Below are 23286 nucleotides of genomic sequence, written 5' to 3' on the forward strand. Positions count from 1 at the left end.
AAATGATGAGAAACCGAATTACATACTTTTTTTATGTCGGTTTTCTAATGATGCTGGCGTCCTGCGGTATATCAAAATCACAAAAACATCAGCCCGATCTTTCTGCTTATAATAATACAAAACCAGTTGTAACTAAATTATCTGACAGCGTTTTTATTGCTGGAAAAAATTCACTTCTAAAAAACAAACAAGGCATTTGGGAATTGTACGCAGAAGGCGATCCACTAGAAATTGGCTTAAACACCGGCGCGCTGACCGACTCGCTTTTGAAAAAACAACAACAGATATTTTTCTCTAAAATTGGCGATATCGTTCCCTCAAAATTCCAGCAGAAACTTCTTCGTTTTTTTCTGAAATGGTACAACCGAAAATTATACTTAAATGTTCCTGACGAATATCAGGCAGAAATTTATGGCGTTTCTCAATACACATCTCATGATTTAGACAATATTGCACCGCCTTATCAAAGAGGTTTATACCTGCACGCCGCGCACGATATTGGTCATGCTTTACAAGATTTGGCTTTAGTTGGTTGTTCTTCTTTTGCGGCTTGGGGCGACAAATCTGAAGACGGAAATTTAATTCTCGGACGTAATTTTGATTTTTATGTCAATGACGCTTTCGCGGAAAATAAAATCGTGGCGTTTATCAAACCAAAAGAAGGACATCCGTTTATGATGGTTACCTGGCCGGGCATGATCGGTGCCGTTTCCGGAATGAATTTAGAAGGTTTGACCATAACGATAAATGCCGGAAAATCGGAAATTCCGCTGAGTGCAAAAACACCAATTTCTATTCTGACCCGAGAAATTTTACAGCACGCCGCAACTATTGACGAAGCAATTGCGATTGCTAAAAAGAGAAAAGTTTTTGTTTCAGAATCTATAATGATCGGAAGTGCGCATGATAATAAAGCTATCTTGATTGAAGTTTCTCCCGAAAAAATGGACGTTTACGATGTTCCAAATACCGATCAATTATTTTGTTCGAATCATTTTCAGAGTGATGCTTACAAAAATGATAAGCGAAATATGTCGCAGATTGCCAACAGTCATTCAGAATATCGCTTTGAAAAATTGCAGGAACTTTTTAGTCAAAACCCAAAAATCAATCCTAAAATTGCTTCGGATATTTTAAGAAACAAAGACGGTTTGCAAAATAAAGCTTTGGGTTATGGAAACGAAAAAGCACTCAATCAATTTATAGCACATCACGGAATTATTTTTAAACCGGCATCAAAACAAGTTTGGGTTTCGGCAAATCCGTATCAAATGGGAGAATTTGTTTGTTACAATTTAGATTCCATTTTCATGGAAAGAAAAACAAAAACCCTTAATTCATTCGAAGAGGAAAATTTGAATATTGCTAAAGATCCGTTTTTAAAAACAACGGCATTTTTAAACTTTCAAAAATTTAAAATTGAAGACGATAAAATAGATTTATATTTAAAAAATAAAACAGAAATCTCTTCTGAGCTTATTCAAAACTACCAATCTTTAAATCCTGATTATTGGGTTGTGTATTATAAAGCAGGATTGTATTTTTACCAAAAGAAATCCTTTAAGCTTGCTCGGGAAAACTTTGAAAAAGCATTAACCAAAGAAATTACAACTGTTGCTGATAAAGAAGCAATTGAAAAATATTTAAAAAAAATCAGAAGAAAATGACCATGATTCCAGAAATAGAAAAGGATTCTTTAGGAAAGATTAAAATTTTTCAAGAGCAAAAATTAGCCGAACTTTTAGAGTATATCAGCAAAAATTCTCCTTTTTATAAAAGGCTTTTTGCCGGACAAAATATTGATATTTCGAAGGTTAAAACTCTCGAAGATTTACAGCATTTACCCGTAACTACAAAAGAAGATTTACAACAATACAATGATGATTTTGTTTGCGTTCCGCAGCATAAAATTATCGATTACGCTTCGACTTCCGGAACTTTAGGAGATCCTGTAACTTTTGGTTTAACCGATTCTGATCTGGATCGATTGGCTTACAACGAAGCCATTTCGTTTGCTTGTGCCGGAATTGCAGAAGGCGACGTTGTACAATTGATGACCACTATCGACCGTAAATTTATGGCAGGTCTGGCTTATTTTTTAGGTTTAAGAAAACTAAAAGTAGGTGTCATTCGCGTAGGCGCAGGAATTCCGGAATTGCAGTGGGATTCGATTTTAAAATATAAACCTTCTTACGTAATTACGGTTCCTTCTTTTTTATTGAAGTTAATTGAATACGCCGAAATTCACGGAATTGATTATAATAATTCGAGCATAAAAGGTGCAATTTGCATTGGAGAATCGCTAAGAAATGAGGATTTTTCGATGAATACTTTGTCTAAAAAAATTACTGAAAAGTGGGATATTAAGTTGTTTTCAACTTATGCATCGACTGAAATGAGTACGGCTTTTACAGAATGTGAACACGGAATTGGAGGTCATCATCATCCGGAATTAATTATTGCGGAGGTTTTGGATGAAAATAATAATCCGGTAAAAAATGGCGAAGCGGGCGAATTGACTTTTACTACTTTAGGTATTGAGGCGATGCCGTTGCTGCGTTTTAAAACTGGAGATATTGTACAGCTTCATGATGAACCTTGTTCTTGTGGGAGAAATACTTTCCGTGTCGGCCCGGTTATCGGACGTAAAAAACAAATGATAAAATACAAAGGAACAACACTTTATCCACCAGCGATGAATGATGTTCTGAGCGATTTTGATAATATCGAAAATCATATAATAGAGATTTCAACCAATGATTTAGGAACGGATGAAATCCTGATAAAAATTGCAGTAAAAAATCAAACTCCTGAATTTTTACAGGAAATAAAAGATCACTTTAGAGCAAAATTGAGAGTTACTCCAAAGATTGAATTTGCTTCAAAAGAAGTTTTAAATCCTTTGGTTTTTAACCCAATGAGCAGAAAACCAATTCGCTTTTTTGATTACCGTTAGAAAATCTTTTTAAAACCATATAAGTTATATAAGTTCATTTAAACAGCATGTAGACTGGAATGAACTTATATAACTTATATGGTTAAATTTTAGCCCTTTACCTTGACTTTGAATCTTTTGCCGTGAATTGAACTAAATGTTGTAATTTTGCAAAAAATATTGAAGATGGTCAAGATTGGCAACATAGAATTACCCGAATTTCCTTTATTACTCGCACCGATGGAAGACGTGAGCGATCCGCCGTTTCGCAGATTATGCAAAACGCACGGAGCAGACTTAATGTATTCTGAATTTATTTCGTCGGAAGGATTGATTCGTGATGCTATAAAAAGTAGAATGAAGCTGGATATTTTTGATTACGAACGTCCGGTTGGAATCCAGATTTTTGGAGGTGATGAAGAGGCAATGGCACTTTCGTCTAAAATTGTTACGACTGTAAAACCCGATTTAGTAGATATTAATTTTGGATGTCCTGTAAAAAAAGTAGTTTGCAAAGGTGCTGGCGCAGGAGTTCTAAAAGATGTTGATTTGATGGTTCGTTTAACCAAAGCTGTTATTAGAAGTACCGATCTTCCTGTTACGGTAAAAACACGTTTGGGCTGGGATGACAATTCGATTAACATTGATGAAGTTGCCGAAAGACTTCAGGATATTGGTGTTCAGGCTTTGACGATTCACGCCAGAACCCGCGCGCAAATGTATAAAGGCCACGCCGATTGGTCGCACATTGCACGTGTAAAAAACAATCCTAGAATTACAATGCCTATTTTTGGAAACGGCGATATCGACAGTCCGGAAAAATCTTTAAAATATAAAAACGAATACGGTATTGACGGAATTATGATTGGTCGCGCTGCGATTGGTTATCCGTGGATTTTTAACGAAATTAAACACTTCTTTAAAACAGGTGAACACTTACCTGCTCCAACTGTAAGCGATCGCGTTGAAGCGGCCAGAAATCATTTGCAATGGTCTATGGATTGGAAAGGCGAGCGTTTGGGAATTGTAGAAATGCGTCGCCATTATACCAATTATTTTAAAGGTATCCACTCTTTTAAAGAATACAAACAAAAACTGGTTACAACTGACGAACCTGAAATTTTATTCGCTATTATGGATGAAATTAAAAGGGTTTATGCAGATTATGAGTTTGCTTAAATATAATTTTTGCGAAATCTTTGTCAAAGTTTAAAACTTTGACAAAGATGTTTTAGTCATAAAAAAAGACCTTCATTTCTGAAGGTCTTTTCTATTATATAATTGTCTTTTATTTTACTGATTCTAAAATCTTAGTCGCAATCTCATTTTGTCCGCTTTCGCTAAGAAGGTAAACTCTGTCTTTATTGTTAGACAAATATCCTATTTCTAGAGTTATTGCGGGACAATTAGAATTTTTCAAAATGTAGAAATTAGCTTCTGCTATTTTTCCTTTTAAAAGATTTTCTCCAGAAACTTCATTAATTATCTTTTCTGCATTTTCTTTTGATTTCTCATAAAACTCTTTCTTTGCCGAAACGAATGCCTGAACTCCATTTGCATCCATATTTTCAGAAGAATTTATGTGCAATGAAATTACCAAATCAGGATTTAGTTTATTTATGATAGAAACTCTTTCGCTCAATTCCATAAAATGATCTCCTTCACGAAGCAAAACAATCTCTACATTTGAATCTTTGTTCAAAGCTTTGATTTTTTTAGAAATAGTTTCTAAAATCGTCTTTTCCTGAACACCATTGGCAACTGCGCCAAGATCCTGACCACCGTGCCCGGCATCAATAACAATGACTTTTTTTTCTAATGGCTTAAAAGCTAAAAGGGCAAATAAGATAACTGCACTAAAAATTCCTAAGATTTTGATGTTGGTTTTCATACTAAATAGTTTTTGGTTTAGTTTATTTAAACGAAAATATTTAAGAAAAATTGTATCAAATTAAAGATTTTATCTTTTCTAAACTTCGCAAAATCTTTGTCAAAGTTTAAAACTTTGACAAAGATCTAGAACACAAAACAGACTTTCAATCAAGGTCTTTTATTAAACTAAACTTGAGTACGTTTCCATTTTCCTCTTTTGTAAAAGAAAATTCCAGCAAGTGTTATCGCAGTTTCAGCAACGGGAATTGCGATAAAAACTCCTTTTGGTCCCATATTAAAATGTTTTGCCAATAGATATGCCAAAGGAATTTGAAACAGCCAGAAACCGAAAAAATTAATTCCGGTCGGTGTCCAAGTATCTCCTGCTCCGTTGAAAGTATTGATTAAAACCATTCCTATTCCGTAGAAAATAAAACCGATACTCATAATCTGCAATGCTTCAACTGCAATGTTTTTTACCATTTCATCATTAGTGAAAAATGAAATAATATATTGACCAAAAACTAATGTAATAACCATGATCGATGCCATGAAAATCACATTGTATTTTGCCGTTGTGTAAACCGATTTTTCGGCACGCTCAATTTCTTTTGCTCCCAAATTCTGGCCTACTAAAGTTGCTGCTGCATTACTCAATCCCCAAGCCGGAAGAATGAAAAACATCATAATCCTTAATGCGGTTTGGTATCCGGCAGAACCGTGATCGCCACCTGTTGTCGCCACTAATTGCGCCAGAAAAATCCAGCTGCAAGATGCAATTACAAATTGCAGAACACCTGGAGCGGCAATCTTAATCAGGGCTTTTATTTGTTTAAAATTCGGGATAAAATAAGATGGAAATATTTTGAGAACACCTTTTCCGAAAAACAAATGATACAGCTGATACAAAACCCCCATGCTTCTTCCTAAAGTCGTTGCCATTGCAGCACCCGTTAATCCGAAAGCGGGAATTGGGCCTAAACCATTAATTAAAATGGGACATAAAATAATATTACAAATGTTGGCTAACCAAAGACTTTTCATGGCAATTGCAGCATTTCCTGCACCGCGAAAAATTCCGTTAATTAAGAACAGAAGCATGATACACAAACTTCCGCCAATCATAATTTGGGTAAATCTAAAACCGTGTTCGGCAGCATCCTGAGACGCGCCCATCAACAATAAAATGTCTTTGGCATAAATAAAACCCAGAATACTCATTATGCTGTTTATTACAAAAGCAATAATAATAGCCTGCATTCCTGCTTTTGCTGCTTTTACAGGATTTTTTTCTCCTATACGCCTCGCGACAACAGCGGTTGCCGCCATACTTATTCCGATTGCGACTGAATATACGATTGTAATTACAGATTCTGTTAAACCAACAGTTTGTATCGCAAAACTGCTGTTTTCTAAATGCCCTACGAAATATAAATCGACTAAGGCAAAAACCGATTCCATCATCATTTCTAAAACCATCGGAATGGCTAGAAGAATAACTGCTTTTTTGATGCTTCCGGCTGTATAGTCAAAAGATTCGTCGCCTTTTAAGGCTGTTTGTAAAGTGGTAAAAATTTTAGAAAATAAACTCTTTTTTATAGTTGTTTCTGTCATGATATTATTTAGGATAAATGAAAAATTGGTTCAGATTCAAAACCTGAACAGAAGTAAAACGTAAGTATCCTAATTATTCAAAAAATAAAATAGGATTAGGCAGAAACAATCATAGACTTGATTTTTAAGACGATAAATATAGGTAATATTTTTTTTACGAAGAAATATTTTAATTCAACAGCTTTTTGCTTACTCTGCTGCTGGCAATTAAAGAAGCCACAAAACCAAGTGAAATAATGGTTCCTAAAACTATCAACACATTTTCTAAAGTAAAAACAACAGGATAAGCTAACGTCGCTGTAATCATTATCAGCTCGTATTTTTGCTGTAATAAAACTAAAATCACACCAAGAATAAGCCCAATTATACCGCCTAAAATACTTAATAAAGTTCCTTGAAGTAAAAATATTTTTCGCAGATGATTGATATCTGTTCCAAGATTGAAAAGGGTTTTTAGATTTCCTTTCTTTTCCAAAATCATCATAATCAAAGCACCGATCAGGTTAAAGAGTGCTACGATAATTACTAGAGTAAAAATCAGATACACCACAATGTTTTCGGTATTAAGCATTTTGTACAGCGATTCATTTAGCTGTGCTCTGTTTTTGAAAGTCATCTTATTTTTAAAAATGGCCGCCAATTTAGATTTCACTAAATTTTCGTCTGCGTTTTCTTTTAATTTAAATTCAATTCCAGAAATCTGATTGGGTTTGTACATCAATAATTCTTGCGCTAAACCCAAATCGGCAAACACATATTTAGAATCTAAATCTTCGCTGATAGAATAAATTCCAACAGGAAGAACATCTGTTTTATTAAAAGCTTCTTCCGGATTTTCAAACGCACCTTTTCCAGGTTTTGGAGCAAATACCTGCAGTGGATTTTCGAAATCTAAAATTCCCATCGAAAAATCCTGTGCAATTCCGTATCCAATCACAACCTGATAACTGTCTGGTTTGATCCATTGTCCGTTAAAAAGTTTTTTCTTGATATCGTTTACAACCGGATAAAGACTGTCTACGCCTTTTAAGTAAGTAACCTGCTGTTTGTTTTTAAACAAAAACAAAACGCGTTCTTCTATAATTTTGGTGTACGAAGCAACGCCTTCAATATTTTTTATTTGATGCTGCTGATCGTGTGTAATATAAAATGATTTTCCAAGTGTACTTGTCATTTTTAAATCAGGATCAATTTCGTTTGTAAACGAAAGACTAAAAACTTTTAGTCCGCTAAAAACCGATAAAACCACAAACAAAGCCATTGTACCAACAATAATTCCCATGCTTGCAATGAGATTTATAATATTAATAGCATTGTTTTTGCTTTTGCTAAAAATGTAACGTTTGGCTATGTAAAATGGGAAATTCAATTTATGATTTTCTTCTTTTTTCTAAAAGATCACGGTTTTCTATTGGGTTTTCTCTGTTTGATAATGCGTTGTCGATTTTCTCGATATAATCTAAAGAATCATCGATAAAGAATACTAAATTTGGTACACGACGCAATTGCAAACGTACACGCTGTGATAAATCGTGTTTTATTAAAGTCGAATTAGATTTTATTCCGTCTAAAGTTTCTTGTGCTTTCTCTTGAGGAAAAATACTTAAATACACGGTTGCCACAGATAAATCTGTAGTAACACTAACTTTGGATACTGAAATTACTAAATTACTAATTCCGTTTTTTCTCACTTCACCTTGCAAAATATCAACCAAATCTTTTTGGATGACACCGCCTATTTTTTTCTGTCTATTTGTTTCCATAGTGCAAAAATACTATTTTAAATTTCAATCAATACTATTTCAAATAAACAATAGGATGATTTTTACCTACTTCTTTGTTTAAACTTTGTTTTTGATATATTTTCTTTTAGAAAAATTCAAAAAACGATTTAATTAATATAGTGAAAATTCTGGTTTTAAAGATGATAAAAATCATAACAATTGTAAGTATTGTTCTATAATTTTAATAGAAAATCTAACAATCTATATTATGAAAAAAAGAGAACCAATCAGTCATATTATGACCAAAAGTGTCGTTACCGTAAATCAAAATGATGATTTAAAAGATGTAGTCGAAAAATTAAAATCAAATTCTATACGGCATATTCCTGTTGTTAATGGCAAAGAAGTTGTGGGTATAATAAGTCGAACAGACATAAACCGATTGACTTTTGGCGCTTTGTTTGAAGGTCAGGAAGGAGCTGATGAAGCGATTCTGGATATGCTTACTATTTCGCAAGTAATGACTTCAAAACCTAAAACAGTTTCGCCAGATGCTATTATTAGAGATTTAGCTGAGATTTTTGTGAAAGAAGAATTTCATGCACTTCCTGTAGTGGATAATGGTAATCTAAAAGGCATTGTAACAACAACCGATGTTTTGAGGTATTTTTTAGAACAATACGATTAATTATTATGCATAAAAAAGGGAGCTGATTTAGCTCCCTTTCTATTATCTATTTTGTAACCATCCTTCCGGATTGTTGTTTGTTGTGTTTTGAAGAATTAAAAACTTAATTACCGTTTTTCCTGTATCTCCGCTGGTTCTAATTTTTCCAATATTTTGTTTGATGGTTACCTTCTCTCCTTTGCTTACGTAAACTTTACTTAAGTTTTGGTAAACACTGAAGTAATCTCCGTGTTGAATCATAACTACGGTATTTACAGGTGATAAAACCATGATACTAAATACTTCTCCGGCAAAAACAGATCTTGCGTTAGCACCATCTTCTGTTGTAATCTCCACTCCCGAATTATGCACCGAAATTGACGGATATAACGGGTGTGGCTGATCTCCATATCCTAACGAAATAAATCCTTTTTCTACGGGCCAAGGCAGTCTTCCGCGATTGGCTTTAAAATCAGCAGCTAAAACTTTATCTTCCGGAGTCATCGCAATTTTAGACGAAGAAACTGGTGCTTTTGGTGCAGTTGATCCAGGATTTTCTTTTGCTTTTTCTAAGGCTGCTTTTCTATTTGCTTCTGCAATGGCTTCACGAATTAAACGATCAATTTGTCTGTCGATTCTTTTAGACTCGCTTTGTTTTGATTTGATATCAGATGCAATTTTGTTTTTGTCTTTTTTAAGCGCGTTTACCAGTTTTTGCTGTTCTTTCTTTTCTGCTTCTAGTGTTACGCGTTCTTTCTGGTTTTCAACAATTATCTTTTTCTTGATCTGTCTTTGTCCGTCTAGTTTTGCATTAAAATCTACTAATTGAGCTGATTTTGATTGAATTTCTAAACCTTGATTTTTTCTAAAATTGGTATATTGTTTTAGATATTGTGCTCTTTTATAAGCTTGAAGAAAACTTTCTGAAGACAAAATAAACATGGCACGACTTTGCTCAGAACGGCTTTTGTATGATTTTAAAATCATTTTAGCGTAATCTTCCTTAAGAATTGTTAATTCTTTTTTAAGTTTATTTACCTGAACCTGATTGATGTACATATCGTTACTAATCAATCTTTCCTGCTTTGCTGTGGTATTAATTAATTTCTCTTTTAGCTTAATTTTATTCGCCTGAATTAAATATTCGTTTACTGCCGATTTTTCTTTTTTTCGTACAGACTGAAGCATTTTTTCATTGTCTTTTATTTCCTGCTGAATTTGAGCTTTTCGCTGTTCAAGTTTTTCTTGTTGCGAATCCTGCGCCCACATAAAAGTAGTGGCACATATAAAAATTAGGCTTAGGAGAAATTTTGGCATGTTTCTGTTTTCTTTTTGCAAATTTACTTAATTAAAACTTTCTTATAACCGCTTGGGACGCTGTAAGGAAAATTAAGTTCTTCATTAAATGAAATATTGTTGTAATTTAAATTAATATTTGTTTTCCCTTTTGGCTGCAACGCATTAATTTCAATCCCGGTTGGAAGTGTTCCCTGATCAAAAGTTTTGCTGTCAGAATATTTGATCTCTAACATTCTGTTTTCTGCCGGCTGCGAAATCTCTTCTTTCTGTACTAAGAATTTTTCAGAATCTAAATAAAATGCTTTTTTAATATTAGCATCTTTTTCATCTTCTAAACGGAATAGGTTTTCTACAATTGTCTGTGTGTATTTTCCTTTTCTTAAATCATCAAAAGCTTCACCAACTAATAGATTTTGTACTTTATTATAATCTAATTCTGTTCCTAGCCAAGTACTTAGACTTGTAAAATCACCGTCGTAATATGTACTGTTTATTTTTTCGTAATAACTTACTGAGCTTGGTGTAATCAAGGCTTTTGCCATTGTAATCCCCAAGAAACGAACGCTTATTAAGATTTGTTTGTCTTTTTCTATTCTAATTTCGGCGGTAACGTTTTGACTTTGTTTTTCATCAACATATCTGGCGCTTGCTTTTATGTATAATGTTTTGAAGTCTAGTTTGTTGTTATAATGTTTGTCTATAACTTTTTTATCTTCTTTTACCGGAGCAACTTCTGCCGTATTATTGCTTTGTACTGCAACAGCTTTAGATTTACATGAAATCATAAAAACTGCTATTATAAGGGCTAATATATATTTTTTCATCAGCATTTAATCTTTTACTTTTTGTTTTTTAATAACGCATTAGCCTTCAAAAAGTATTCCTCTTTTTTCTTTGCGTCGCCTAAACCATCATAAGCTTCTCCTAATTGAATGTTAAAGTTTCCTTCAAGCGTTTTATCATCCACCACATAATCAAGTCCCATTTCTAAAACGGTTTTTGCATTTTTAAATTGTTTTAACTGATTGTTTCCCAGACCTGCATAGTAATAAAACTGTGGCTGGCTTGGGTAAACTTCAATCATATACATTGCTCTTTTTGTCAATGGCTCAAATTGTTTTGCTTCTCTATACGCTTCTAGCAAAAGCAAATTGGTTTCGCGATCGGTATCAGAATTTGTTTTTAAGTCTCTTTCGTAATACTTAATTGCGTTTTCGAATTGGTTTTTACTGTGATAAAATTTTCCAATTTCTTTGGCAACATCTACTTCTTTATCATTGTCAAAATAGGCAATTGCTTTTTCTAAATCTGGCGCGTACTGCGGATTTTTATTCACATAAATCAAAAACTCATTTAAAGTTCTGTGTTTGATTTTAGAATCAATTTTTGAACTTGACAAAATGGTATTCATCGATTTAATTGCTTTATCAGCTTGGTTTGCATCGAGATATACTTTAAACAAACTTACCTGCGCCCATTCTGATGTTGGAATTTCTTTGGCTAATTGTTTTGCAACTTCTAAAGCTTTGTCTGTTTGTTCTGCTTTTGAATATAGAAAAATCAGATCTACATAATTGGATTCTTCTTTCGGATTCTTTTTGATCTGATCGATTAAATTATCAATTCCTGCACTTTGATATTTTCCTTGTGATAAAATCTGGTTTTTATAAATTTCACGATCAGATGATTTTCCGAACTTTTCATCCATTTCGTTAATCGCAACAAGTGCTTTGTCGAATTGGTTTGTAATCATATAAATAGAAATCAAATCGTCTTTGTATTCTTCATCAAAAACAATAATTTTCTGAATGGTTTCTATTGCCAGATTATAGTTTTTGGTTTCAAAACTTACATCGTAAATTCCGAGCCAAAACCATTTGTTTTTAGGATCTAACTGTGTGGCTTTTTCAAATGCATCTTGTGCATTTCTATAATTTTTAAGCGCTAGATAATTTTTTCCCAATTCAAAATAAGCTACCGCGTCATTAGGTTTTAGCTTGATACATTTCTCTAAAGACACGATTGCTTTATCGTAATTTTCGATTCCTTTTTGTTTTAATGATTCATAAAATGAGTCTTGATATTCATCAGAAGCCATAGCAATATCTTCGGGTTCGACTTGCGCCATAACCGAAGCTGCATTGCCAAGCAAAACGAAAAATAAAATTATCAGAACTCTTTTTTGTATCATTTTTTAAATTTCATTTAAAACAAAATGAATCTTTTGAATCGTTTTTTATTCTAAAACCGAATAATCTCCAATGCTGATGTTTGTAAACTTCCCGTCATAACTTACGTGATTTCCAATCATTGCATTATCTAAGTTAGCATTTTTTATCTGAGAATACGTCTGTACTAAACTATTTTTAATGGTACTGTCAGAAACATGAGTTCCTTTTCCTAAAGAAACATTAGGACCAACTGTTGCGTTTTTCAACACTACATTTTCGCCAATATAACAAGGAGGAATTATCGTTGAATTTTCTAATTTTACATCATAATCAACCAAATGTTCTCCGTCGTTGTGCAAAAATCCTAACATTCTAGAATTGGTTTCAACAGTAACATCTTTATTACCGCAATCCATCCATTCGTCAACGCTTCCGGTTTTAAAAACTTTTCCGTTGGCCATCATGGCTTTAATTCCGTCGTTGATTTGATATTCTCCTCCGTTCTGAATGTTGTTATCTAAAACCGTTTGAAGTTCATTTCTTAAAACTCCAACTTCTTTAAAATAGTAAATTCCGATAACGGCTAAGTCACTTACGAATTCTTTTGGTTTTTCTACCAACTCGATAATTTCGTTGTTGGCATTTAATTTTACAACTCCAAAAGCTTCTGGCTGATCTACTTGTTTTACCCAAATTACAGCATCTGCTTCTGGGTCAAGTTCAAAATCTGCACGTATTAAAGTATCCGCGTAAGCGATTACTGCCGGCCCAGAAAGTGAATCTTTTGCACACATAATAGCGTGTCCTGTTCCTAGTGGCTGATCCTGACGATATATTGAGGCTTTTGCTCCTAATCCTTTTGCAAGATTTTCTAAACTTTCAACAACATCTGCTCCAAAAAAAGCTTCATCTCCTAAAATAAAAGCTACTTCTTCGATTGGTTCTTTTAATATTTTAGCAATATCTTCTACTAAACGATGAACGATTGATTTTCCTGCAACTGGAATTAATGGTTTTGGAACTGTTAAAGTATGTGGTCTAAGTCGCGATCCGCGGCCTGCCATTGGAACAATTATTTTCATTCGATTTTAATTTTTATTGAAGGTTAAAAATCCTTCATTGGGTTTGGTCATTTTTTGTATCTGAATTTTGAAAACCGAAAATGAAATTATTTCACTCCCGTGCTTCCAAAACCGCCTTCACCTCTTGATGTTTCAGAAAGTTCTTCAACCTGAATCCATTCGGCTCTTTCGTGTTTGGCGATAATCAATTGTGCAATTCTTTCTCCGTTTTCGATTACAAAATCTTCATTAGATAAATTTACTAAAATTACACCTATTTCTCCTCTGTAATCGGCATCAACAGTTCCCGGCGAATTTAAAACTGTAACTCCTTTTTTAGCCGCAAGACCGCTTCTTGGTCTTACCTGCGCTTCGTAACCAATTGGTAATTCTATAAAAAGTCCTGTTTTTACGATCGCTCTTTCTAAAGGTTTTAACGTAATAGATTCTGTAATATTGGCACGTAAATCCATTCCTGCAGAAGCAATTGTTTCGTAGTTTGGTAAATCGTGTTGTGATTTATTGATTATTTGTATTTTCATTTTTATATTTAAAATTGATCCAAAAGTAGTCTTACTTTCTTTTCATTATTCCTTTAATAGTGTCTTGTTCGTAGTGATAAACCAAATACATAAATGCGATAAGCAATGGAATTCCAACATAATATTTCTCTCTAAATCCGTAAAAAGAAATTACAGAGAACAAAATTGAAACGCCTAAATAAGCGCCAATTTTTTTCATGTCGTAAGGTATTGGGTAATATTTATTTCCTAAAATATAAGAGATCAACATCATGCTTCCGTATGCCGAAATTGTCGCAATTGCTGAACCGTAATAGCTGTATCTTGGAATTAAAAAATAGTTTAAAACTAACGTTATGATCGCGCCTACAATAGAAATGTAAGCTCCAATTTTTGTCTGGTCTGTAAGTTTATACCAAACCGAAAGGTTGTTGTAAATTCCTAAAAAGAAGTTTGCCAAAATAATAAGCGGCACCACTTTCATGGCTTCCCAATAAGATTTATTGTCTAGCAATAACAGTTTTAAAACGTCTGCAAAAACAATTACTCCAAGAAGAATCAGCGAACCAAGAATTACAAAATATTTCGTGATTACGGCATAAGTCTGTGGTGCATTTTCGTTTTTAGCATGGCTGAAAAAGAAAGGTTCGATTCCTAATCTAAAAGCTGTTGCAAACAAAACCATAAATAATCCTAATTTGTAACAAGCAGAATAGGCTCCAACTTCAGATTTTGCAATATTTTCGGGAAGTAAATATCCTAAAAGAATTTTATCAAAATGTTCGTTAACCGCAAATGCAAGTCCGGCAACCAAAATTGGTAAACCGTATTTCATCATTCTTTTCCAAAGAACCGAATCGAATTTTCTTCCGAGTCCCAGATAGTTTGGAGAAAGCACCACAAATGTGGCTAAACTTGCCAACAGGTTTGCAATGAAAATATAAGCAATCTGGAAATTCTCAACATATAAATTATCCCAAACTGAATTAGGATGTGAAGCTGCAAGTTTTGGTAAATACAATAGGAAAAATATATTCAGCAATAAATTGATGATTACGTTTCCAATTTTAATCGCGGCGTAAACCATTGGTCTTTGGTTGGCTCTTAATTTAGAGAAAGGTACTAAAACCAAAGCATCTAAAACTAAAATCCAAACGGTGTAGGTAACATACTGAACGTCTACTTCGGCTAAACTTGCCAATGTATTTCTGAAAATTAATGCTACAAAAAGGAAAAGGATTGATGACCAAAAAATAGAAATTGTAGAAGTAGCAATTACGTTTTTCTTGTCTTCTTCGGCACTGTAAAATCTAAAAAAAGCCGTTTCCATTCCGTAAGAAAGTACCACATTAAAGAAAACCATCCATGATAAAACGATAGAAACTTCGCCGTATTCTGCGGTTGGTAAAATACCAGTGTACAATCTCACCAATAAAAAACTCAGCATTCTCGGTAAAACCGTTGCTAGTCCGTAAATAGCCGTTTGTTTGAACAGATTTTTATATAATCCCAAAATATAATTCTAATAAAGTTTGTAAAGCAAAAATAACCTTTTCTTTGAGATAATTGCCTAATTCTACAAGGTATTAAAGGATTGTTCCGATTTTATGAAGTTTCGTCGGCTGCAGTAAATTTTACATTTTTCTGCGTTTCTTTAGGTTCCGGAATGTCTTCTTCGGTAAATGTTTTTAGAATTTTTTGATTTAATTTTTTCAATTTTACAATTCTGTTTGCCTGATTTTGAACACATTTCTCAAATAAATTTCTGACAACTCTGGCGTTTCCAAAACTTTCGTCTTTCTCAGAAAACAATAATTCAAACGTGTCTGTCAGTTTTTCTTTTGCTTCTTCAGAAACTATAAAATCAGATTTTTTACAAAACGATTCAAAAATTTGAAATAATTCGTCTGGAGAAAAATGTTTAAAATGAAAGAATCTATTAAAACGAGATCTTAATCCTGGATTCGATTCTATAAAAATCTGCATCGGTTCTGTGTAGCCGGCAACAACAACAGCAAGATCATCGCGGTGATCTTCCATTCTTTTTATTAAGGTATTGACAGCTTCTGTTCCGTAATCGTTTCCAGTTAGATTTTGGGTTAATGCGTAAGCCTCATCAATAAACAAAACGCCGCCAAGACTTGATTCTACAGCGCTGTTTACCTTTGTCGCCGTTTGTCCGACGTAACCCGCAACCAAACCTTCTCTGTCGGTTTCGAACATTTGGCCTTTGGATAAAAATCCTAAATGCTTAAAAATTCGGCTCAGCAATCTTGCGACCGATGTTTTTCCTGTTCCCGGAGGGCCGAGGAAAACGGTATGCAAAGTAATTTCCACATTTTTTAATCCTTGCTTTGATCTCTTTTTTTGAATTTCTAATAAATTAATAAGCTCGGCAACATCTTGTTTTACTTCTTTTAAACCTATTAAAAGATTTAGTTCTTCCAGCACCTTTTCCAGCGTATCTTCTTCTGGTAAATCTGCTGTGTTTTTGTCTGTACTTTTTGATTTTTTCAAACCAAAAAAATCATTCAAAGCATCATTACTTTCAAATTTTTTATTAAAAGCAAATTGAATAAAATTTTGATATTTAGTTGTAATTTCTTCTAGTTTAGAATGCTTACTTTCAGATAAAACTTCTGGCAGTAAATATTGATTTTGCTGTTCGTTTTTAAATGTGATTTTATTTTCCTGCTTGATTTTTAAAAGTAGATTTTTAAAATCATTCGAAAAAACTAACTGATTTAATTGACTCACAGAATTGGCGTCTGCAAAATGTTTGTTTCGCAAAGCGTCATAATAATAGGCGAGAACAAATTGTGCTTTTTCGTTTTTTGTTTCAGGCAGTTTTTCGAAAAGCTCGATAATGTCCGAAAGAAAAAAATGTTCTGCTTTGAGCAGTAATCCCGATGAAGGAGAAACGCGATTGTTTATTTTCTGAATAAAATCTGAATCTTGATTTAACAGATTACAGGTTTCAAGAATACTGACCGTTTCTCTGTGTAAATCATTAATAAACGAAGCCGTAAAAACGGCTTCATTGGTATTTGTATTTGAATCTAAATATTTTTTCAGAGACAAAAATGATTCTTCAATAATCGATATTGGGTTTTTTTTTGACATATAAATTGTTTAAGAAATCATCATTTGATGTATAATTTCTTTTGATAATTCTAAGTGATCTCCACAATAATCTTTCCACGCCAGTCCCATTTCTCTCAAATCGTATTTGGCAACGATGGTTCCGTAGCTTTGTAATTTTCCGTCGATTGTCGGATAACCGATAACGTAAATTGTTTGCGCTAATTCCAAAGCCAATTCAATATCGTGAGTGGAGAAAATAACCGTGTTTACTTCCGAAGATTTTCCTAATAAGTCGAAGGCTTTTTTTACTTCCTGAATGTTACCAACGTCTAATCCTGAGAATGGTTCGTCTAAAACTATAAAATTATCAGACGAAAACAACTGTTCAATAATCGCAGTTCTTTGTCTTTGTCCTCCAGAAAGTTCGTTAGGATATTTGTCTTTGCAATTCTCTAAACCCCATTCTTTTAGGTATTGTTTTATTTTAGTTTCTTTTTCAGATTCTGAAAGTTTTGTTTTTCTCAGCGAAAACTTTAAGGCCTCGGTAACGGTTTTATGTCTAAATAAAGTGTACTTCTGATCTACCAAACCAATGTCGCCTTCCTTAACTGGTTTGGCCGCATTTGGTTCGCTGTTGTCAAAATCCCTAATTAAAACTTTTCCGGTATTTGAAGGAACCAATCCTGTCAATGCTTTAAAAAATGTTGATTTTCCTCTGCCCGATCTACCTAAAAAAGCAATAACCTGACCTGTACAATCTACATTTGGGCGGATAACATCCTTTTCAATTACATTTATATCTTTAATGATAACGGTATCATCATACGCCACGCTAAGATTTTCTACGTATAAAAGTGTTTCTTTAAATTCGTGTGTCATGATTATATTTTTGAATATCTAAATATGGCTTTTCTTAAGTAATTGATTCCTGAGTCTAAGCCAAGACCTATTAATAATATGATGATTTGAAGCGCAATAATACGTCCGGTATTCATAAATTTATCCGAGTTTTTAATTAAAAACCCTAAACCTCCGGAAGCTACAACAATAGATTCTACCGTAACCAACATCATCCAGGTAATGGCAAGATTTTGTCTGATTACATCAATAACATAATCTACTCTTCCTAAAATAATTACCTGCCAAAGTACTTCCCATCTTGTACATTTTAGCATTTTGGCGTGATCAAATTCTTCTTGCGGAATGTCTTTGATTACGGCAATTAATGAGGTTGTTAAAAACGTAGTTAAGAAAATAACCAAAATCCAAACCTGCATCATTCTTGCATCGTGAATTACCATTGTGATATAAAACGAAAGTCCTGTAAAAGGTAAAAATCGAAATTTAGTAACAAATTCTGAAATGGATTTTAATAACGGAATCGGCCATGAATAAGCTAATACTAATGAAATTAATGTTGCTAAAAAGATAGAAATAAAACACAATTTCAAAGAATTGAAAATATGAACTACTAATCCTTCCTTATATAATTCCTGAAAACCAGTCAAAACCTGACTTGGAGAAGGAAACAAATGTTTTTCGCCAGAAGTGGCAGCAAACCAAATAATAATCAAAAGAACTAACCACCCTGTTAAAATTAGGGTTTTATTGGTCTTTGATATTTTTTCAAAGGGCGTTAAAAATTTTATCATATTTATAGTAAAGGCTGTCCCGTAAGACAGCCCTTTTTATATTTAAATTATTATTTCAAGAAAGTAATAACTACACGTCTGTTAAGTGCTTTTCCGGCAGCCGTATTATTGTCACCAATCGGATCGTTTTGTCCTTTTCCGTCAACCATTTGAAAACGGTTTGCAGGGATTCCTTTTTGTTTCAAATAATTTACAACCGCTTCTGCTCTGCTTTTTGATAAAGCTAAATTAGAATCTGGATTTCCAATATTATCGGTGTGACCCACAACCGTTAATTTTGTGTTTTCTGCCTGAACCAAAAGGTTGTAGATTTTCTCTACTTCTTTACTTGAACTGTTAGAAATTTCTGCACTTCCGGTATTGAAATTAATTTTCCATTCCCCAGAAGCTACAACTTCAGTTGCTTGATTTGTATAATCTGCTTTATCTGCAGATGTTGACTCAATATCATTAATGTTTTTCAGGAAGAATAAATTTACCGCTTGTTCGTAAGGAACAACTGCTCCAACATTTTCGTTAAATCCAAAAGGATTCAATTCTGTTAAATATCCGGCAACTTGATTGTACACAGATTTATATCTGTTAACACCGTCTGATAAACCATAATACTGCATTGCATCAGCATAGTTGAAAACTTTAGATCCACCCATGTTATAAGTTAATCCGCCTTTTGTTCCTTGCTGACCTTTAAACATTTTATACCAATAATCTGCAGTTTCTAATTTGTAAGTATCTGCAACTGCCTGAGAAGCTCTCACTTTCCAGTCTTCATAATTTTTCATTTGGTTTGAAGCTGTAAGTGCAGATTTCAGAATATTAGAAACAATATCCGGATTTTTTTCTGCCCATTCTTTTACACCAATAATTGTTGTTGGCATTTGGTTGTTGAATTCTTTTGTAGAAACGATATCAACAAAACCAGTCAATTTATCAAAAACTGTTTTATCTCCAGGCGTCCAAGTTGCACAACCGTCGATTTTTCTGTTTACTGTTTTTCCAGTTAATTTTCCATCAACAACTTCTTTTAATGTAACTGTCCAACCTGTAGTTTGAGATTTAATCAATTCTTCAGCAGATTTAATGTAGTCATCATTTTCAGAAGGATAAATGTTTACTGCATCTGCATCGTAAGTTGCAGGATCAGGATTTACTTTTAAACCGTTTGCAAAACAATAGTTTACAGTCGTAACCCAGTCACCGTCTCCAAGAACTGCAGAAATTACAGCTCCTTTCATAGATTTTGGATCTGATTTCCAGCTTGGTGGCCCGATTAATTTATCTTCTCCGTAACTCATACCTACAGCACCCATAACTTGTACGTGGTATTTGTCTTTTCCGTATTTTTCGTTTAAAGATTTTTGAACAGAACTAATGTAAAATGGCGCACCATCTCCCATTATTATTACAGCAAAAGCACTTTTATCTGAACTTGGAAAAGCTTCGCCTTTATCAAATTCTTCAATAAATTTCATTTGCATATTACGCAATTCTGAAAGCCAGTCCTGACGGATAATTTCAAGATTAACTCCGTTTTTTTCCATCAAAGAACCTTTTGTTGTTTTAGGTCCACCGTTAGAAACAATAATTCCAGATTGTGCATTCCATGCATACGCAGCAATTCTTACTAAAGGTTTGTTGGCAACTTCTGAAGATACTTCAGTACTTGGCAATGGTATTTTTTGAGCGTTTGTAACGTTATTAACATCTGTTGAGTTAAGCTCCATTCCGTCTAATTGCTTCGAAACTGCCGTTTTAATTCCAGGAGAGATATAATAAACTCCGGCTAAAATTGCTCCAATTGCAACGATCACAATTAATAATTCAGAAAACGTAGTTAACTTTTCTGTTCTTAAAATTTTTCCCATTTTATATTTAAAATTTAAATTTATGTATTAAAAAATATCCCCAAAACCGCCGCTCGATAATTTATCTTCTTTGGTCATTTTATAATTCGGACTTGTATATTTTGTTGAGTCTGGAATCGTGTTGTCTCCCGTTTTAATTTCATCAGCCAATGAATCTAATCTTGAGTACAATTCGTCGTTATCAACAGAATATTTAGAAGTTAAAGCATCAATGTCAATTAAGTTTTCAGATGTTTTAGCAATATCCTGAGCAATTGTAGAAGTTACTACTTCAAGAGCATATTCTAATTCCCAGTCTTTTGTGAACATCATCGCGCTTTTTGCACTTTCTGTAGCTTCTTTAGCGTTTCTTGCAAACTCATATTCTTTTTGAAGCATCGTAACTGTGGCGTCAAAATCGGCAATTTTAATATCGATTGCTGTTCCAGCCAAAGTTAATTTTCTATCCATTTTTCCTAAAACATTAGCACGAACGCCATATTTTTGGATAAAACTTTTACTTTGCTCATATTGAGTAGAAATTCTTTGTGAGTCGCTAAGTTTTCTTGCCAGTTCACTTTGCAGCGCTACATACTCGTCTGTATCTTTAGCCGCAACTCCATTTACTTTTACCATTTCATCCATCGCAGATTTTAATCTTTCTGACTGACGCTGTAAACTTAAAACTTGCTCCTGAAATGACTTTGCTTCTTTTTCAGCTTTATTGGCTTCAATTTCCATTTCGCCTTTTAATCCTTTTAGCTTCGCTTTTGTATTTTTAAAAACTTCACGGTTTTTAATCATTTTTTGCTTTTGCTCTTCCAGTTCATTAAAAGGATTACTTTGAATTAATGCTTTATGAAGATTTTTGGTTGCAAAACGAAGTCCTTTCATAATAACAGGAAACATCATCACTAAGAAAACTAAGAACACTCCTGTTGCAGATAATGCGATCGCCTGCCCAAGCATTGTAAATAATGGCGGAATAATATAAGTCCAGACTAAATATCCTCCAACTCCTAACAATCCTAATGCTAAAGCCCAGAATAATGACTTTTCGCCTTTTTTAAGTACTCCGGCTTTTAAAGCAATTTCACCTTTAGATTCATCAAAGTGTTTTAAAATTGGTAATGATAAAAGAGTGCTTTTCTCTTGTTCGAATTTGTCCATTATAGATATTGATTAATTCCTGTGATTACAGTGTTGATTGATGATAATATTTTTTGTTTTGCTAAATCGTTGGCTTCCATCTTTAATTGAATTTCCGAAAGCTGTTCCATATTTTTTGGATCAATTTTTTGAAGTTCCATTTTCTTAGTCTCCAATTCTTTTTGAAGTTCAATAATTTTGGCTTCCAATTCAGAAATATTTTTAGACAGATTGTATTTTTCTTTTGTAATGTTATTGTCTAATTCTGATTTTTTAGATTTCCCAACAGTATCATATTTGGCGTATACCTTTTCAATTTCACTAATATAAAAACCTGATTTTTCTAAAAGAAACTCTTTTGTCAAATCTGATTTAATCGTTTTACCCATCGTAAAAGCCATTTGATAACTTTGCGGATTTGTAACTCCAACAGCCATTACAGATTTATACAATTCGAAAAAATCAAAACCTTCTGCGTTCAATGATTCAAAACCTTTATTGTAAACTTCAAAAATTTCGTTTAAAAAAGGATTTGTCACTGCGTTTCCCGGAAATGAATCGGTAGCCTGAGTTGGGAATTTATTATCTGATGTTGATAAAACTGGTGCTGCAGGCTGAACCGGAGCTGATCCTTCGTTCTTAGCAGCTTCATCATTAATGAAAAGGCTCTTCCAATTAAAACTTTCTTTTGCCATTGTTTTTAGTTGATCTATTTTTTAATACTTCTTTGGTTGTTAAATGTTATACGTACAAAGAGTTAAAAAGTTACTAATTATAAAAAATATAAATGTAAGTGTTTTTCATATATCGAGGTAACTATTTGTTATAAAGTCAGTTTGCTCTCGTCTAAAATTTTTACAAAATGAAAACCTTTTGGCCCATAGCCTTGATTGTAATAAAAACGATGCGCAGCAAAATTTCCTGTAAAGGCATCCAGAACAATACTGCTGCAATTTAAATCTATTGCTTTTTGTTCAATATAATCGGTTAGTAATTTTCCTATTCCTTTTGAGCGATATAACGGATTGACAACAAAATTGTCTATTTCCAGATATTTGCCCGTCCATAATTTAGTTGCAGACCAACAGCCCGTAATTCCCAAACAAACATCTTCATCAAAAACTGCAACCTGAATATAATTATGCGGTACCATTTCAGAAAGATATGCTTCATATTTATCAACAGAAAGATTTGGATACAAAAAACGTATCGTCTCAATTTGAGCTAACATCTCTGGGATAGTAGTGAGTTCTTGTAGTTTCATTTTGACAAAATAGATTTCCAAAAATAATTAAAAAAGAATTGACTTCCCCTAATTTTACAGATAGTTCGCTCTTAAGTAATAAAGAAAAACCTTATTTTAACACAAATGAGATAACTTATCTATTAATCATTAAAGTATGCTGCAGAAAAGTAATTATATGCCGAAAATAATTACAACATGTGAAATATATAAAATAAAGACAAAAATTATGTAAGATTTTTTTCTTAAACTCTTCTTAAATTTGCTTCACAGGGATTGAGAAAGCTAAATACAACCCTTATAAAAAAGGAAGCACTGGGACTAATAAAGCTTGTTTGTTCCCATAAAAGACAAAGCACAAGGGATTGATTCTGCTGTATTGTAACCCTAAAAAAACAGAGCATTGGGACTAATAAAGCTAGTTTGTTCCCATAAAAGACAAAGCATTGC

Annotated in this window: 21 protein-coding genes; 4 read left to right on the top strand and 17 right to left on the bottom strand. The window is 33.3% G+C overall.

Going from position 1 to position 23286, the window contains the following annotated elements; translation table 11 throughout:
* Positions 1 to 5 precede the first annotated feature (5 nt).
* The 3 genes from EV144_RS10255 (at position 6) to dusB (ending at position 4114) form a co-directional block, all read left to right on the top strand.
* A complete protein-coding gene (locus EV144_RS10255; protein WP_134148933.1) occupies positions 6 to 1667 on the top strand; it encodes a C45 family autoproteolytic acyltransferase/hydolase in 1662 nt (553 codons plus the stop codon).
* Between the two features lie 2 nt (positions 1668 to 1669).
* On the top strand, positions 1670 to 2956 hold the full coding sequence (locus tag EV144_RS10260) for a phenylacetate--CoA ligase family protein (protein ID WP_134148935.1): 1287 nt from the start codon (positions 1670 to 1672) through the stop codon (positions 2954 to 2956).
* Between the two features lie 165 nt (positions 2957 to 3121).
* Positions 3122 to 4114: a tRNA dihydrouridine synthase DusB gene (gene dusB / locus EV144_RS10265; protein ID WP_134148506.1), complete on the top strand. Its 993-nt coding sequence runs from the start codon at positions 3122 to 3124 to the stop codon at positions 4112 to 4114.
* A 109-nt stretch (positions 4115 to 4223) separates the two neighbouring features.
* Here the strand turns inward: dusB and EV144_RS10270 are convergent, their stop codons facing one another.
* From EV144_RS10270 to rbfA, 4 genes are all read right to left on the bottom strand, one after another.
* Positions 4224 to 4826, bottom strand: a complete 603-nt coding sequence (locus EV144_RS10270; RefSeq protein WP_134148508.1) for an N-acetylmuramoyl-L-alanine amidase — start codon at positions 4824 to 4826, stop codon at positions 4224 to 4226.
* A gap of 167 nt (positions 4827 to 4993) precedes the next feature.
* Positions 4994 to 6421, bottom strand: coding sequence for an MATE family efflux transporter (locus EV144_RS10275; protein WP_134148510.1), 1428 nt, complete (start codon positions 6419 to 6421; stop codon positions 4994 to 4996).
* Positions 6422 to 6590: 169 nt separating this feature from the next.
* The gene (locus tag EV144_RS10280; protein WP_134148512.1) at positions 6591 to 7790 is read right to left on the bottom strand and encodes an ABC transporter permease; all 1200 of its coding nucleotides are present in this window, start codon (positions 7788 to 7790) and stop codon (positions 6591 to 6593) included.
* Between the two features lies 1 nt (position 7791).
* Positions 7792 to 8184: a 30S ribosome-binding factor RbfA gene (gene rbfA, locus EV144_RS10285; protein ID WP_035686980.1), complete on the bottom strand. Its 393-nt coding sequence runs from the start codon at positions 8182 to 8184 to the stop codon at positions 7792 to 7794.
* Positions 8185 to 8413: 229 nt separating this feature from the next.
* Here rbfA and EV144_RS10290 point away from each other — a divergent pair, with 229 nt between their 5' ends.
* Complete coding sequence (locus tag EV144_RS10290; protein WP_134148514.1) at positions 8414 to 8833, top strand: CBS domain-containing protein; 420 nt, start codon at positions 8414 to 8416, stop codon at positions 8831 to 8833.
* A 42-nt stretch (positions 8834 to 8875) separates the two neighbouring features.
* On the opposite strand, the gene EV144_RS10295 is transcribed toward EV144_RS10290, so the two are convergent.
* The 13 genes from EV144_RS10295 to EV144_RS10355 form a co-directional block, all read right to left on the bottom strand.
* A complete protein-coding gene (locus tag EV144_RS10295) occupies positions 8876 to 10129 on the bottom strand; it encodes a murein hydrolase activator EnvC family protein (protein WP_134148516.1) in 1254 nt (417 codons plus the stop codon).
* 23 nt (positions 10130 to 10152) lie between these two features.
* A complete protein-coding gene (locus EV144_RS10300) occupies positions 10153 to 10935 on the bottom strand; it encodes a DUF4292 domain-containing protein (RefSeq protein WP_134148518.1) in 783 nt (260 codons plus the stop codon).
* A 14-nt stretch (positions 10936 to 10949) separates the two neighbouring features.
* Positions 10950 to 12302: a tetratricopeptide repeat protein gene (locus EV144_RS10305; protein WP_134148520.1), complete on the bottom strand. Its 1353-nt coding sequence runs from the start codon at positions 12300 to 12302 to the stop codon at positions 10950 to 10952.
* 45 nt (positions 12303 to 12347) lie between these two features.
* Complete coding sequence (locus tag EV144_RS10310; RefSeq protein ID WP_134148522.1) at positions 12348 to 13364, bottom strand: sugar phosphate nucleotidyltransferase; 1017 nt, start codon at positions 13362 to 13364, stop codon at positions 12348 to 12350.
* Between the two features lie 86 nt (positions 13365 to 13450).
* Positions 13451 to 13885 carry a dUTP diphosphatase gene (gene dut, locus EV144_RS10315; RefSeq protein WP_134148524.1) on the bottom strand — a complete coding sequence of 145 codons (435 nt, stop codon included), beginning with the start codon at positions 13883 to 13885 and terminating at the stop codon, positions 13451 to 13453.
* A 31-nt stretch (positions 13886 to 13916) separates the two neighbouring features.
* Positions 13917 to 15377 (bottom strand): lipopolysaccharide biosynthesis protein, encoded by a 1461-nt coding sequence (locus EV144_RS10320; RefSeq protein ID WP_134148525.1) that lies wholly within the window; start codon positions 15375 to 15377, stop codon positions 13917 to 13919.
* 92 nt (positions 15378 to 15469) lie between these two features.
* Positions 15470 to 16987: an AAA family ATPase gene (locus tag EV144_RS10325; RefSeq protein ID WP_134148527.1), complete on the bottom strand. Its 1518-nt coding sequence runs from the start codon at positions 16985 to 16987 to the stop codon at positions 15470 to 15472.
* Between the two features lie 9 nt (positions 16988 to 16996).
* On the bottom strand, positions 16997 to 17827 hold the full coding sequence (locus EV144_RS10330; protein WP_134148529.1) for an ATP-binding cassette domain-containing protein: 831 nt from the start codon (positions 17825 to 17827) through the stop codon (positions 16997 to 16999).
* Positions 17828 to 17829: 2 nt separating this feature from the next.
* A complete protein-coding gene (locus EV144_RS10335; protein WP_134148531.1) occupies positions 17830 to 18600 on the bottom strand; it encodes an ABC transporter permease in 771 nt (256 codons plus the stop codon).
* Positions 18601 to 18650: 50 nt separating this feature from the next.
* Entirely contained in the window at positions 18651 to 20465 is a 1815-nt protein-coding gene (locus EV144_RS10340) for a phosphate ABC transporter substrate-binding/OmpA family protein (protein ID WP_134148533.1), read from the bottom strand.
* Positions 20466 to 20492: 27 nt separating this feature from the next.
* The gene (locus tag EV144_RS10345; protein ID WP_134148535.1) at positions 20493 to 21614 is read right to left on the bottom strand and encodes a hypothetical protein; all 1122 of its coding nucleotides are present in this window, start codon (positions 21612 to 21614) and stop codon (positions 20493 to 20495) included.
* On the bottom strand, positions 21614 to 22288 hold the full coding sequence (locus tag EV144_RS10350; protein WP_134148537.1) for a hypothetical protein: 675 nt from the start codon (positions 22286 to 22288) through the stop codon (positions 21614 to 21616). Before EV144_RS10350 ends, EV144_RS10345 begins: the two co-directional genes overlap by 1 nt.
* A gap of 128 nt (positions 22289 to 22416) precedes the next feature.
* A complete protein-coding gene (locus EV144_RS10355; protein ID WP_134148539.1) occupies positions 22417 to 22857 on the bottom strand; it encodes a GNAT family N-acetyltransferase in 441 nt (146 codons plus the stop codon).
* Positions 22858 to 23286: the final 429 nt, after the last annotated feature.

It is taken from the genome of Flavobacterium sp. 270 (genome assembly GCF_004368785.1).
Taxonomy (GTDB): domain Bacteria; phylum Bacteroidota; class Bacteroidia; order Flavobacteriales; family Flavobacteriaceae; genus Flavobacterium.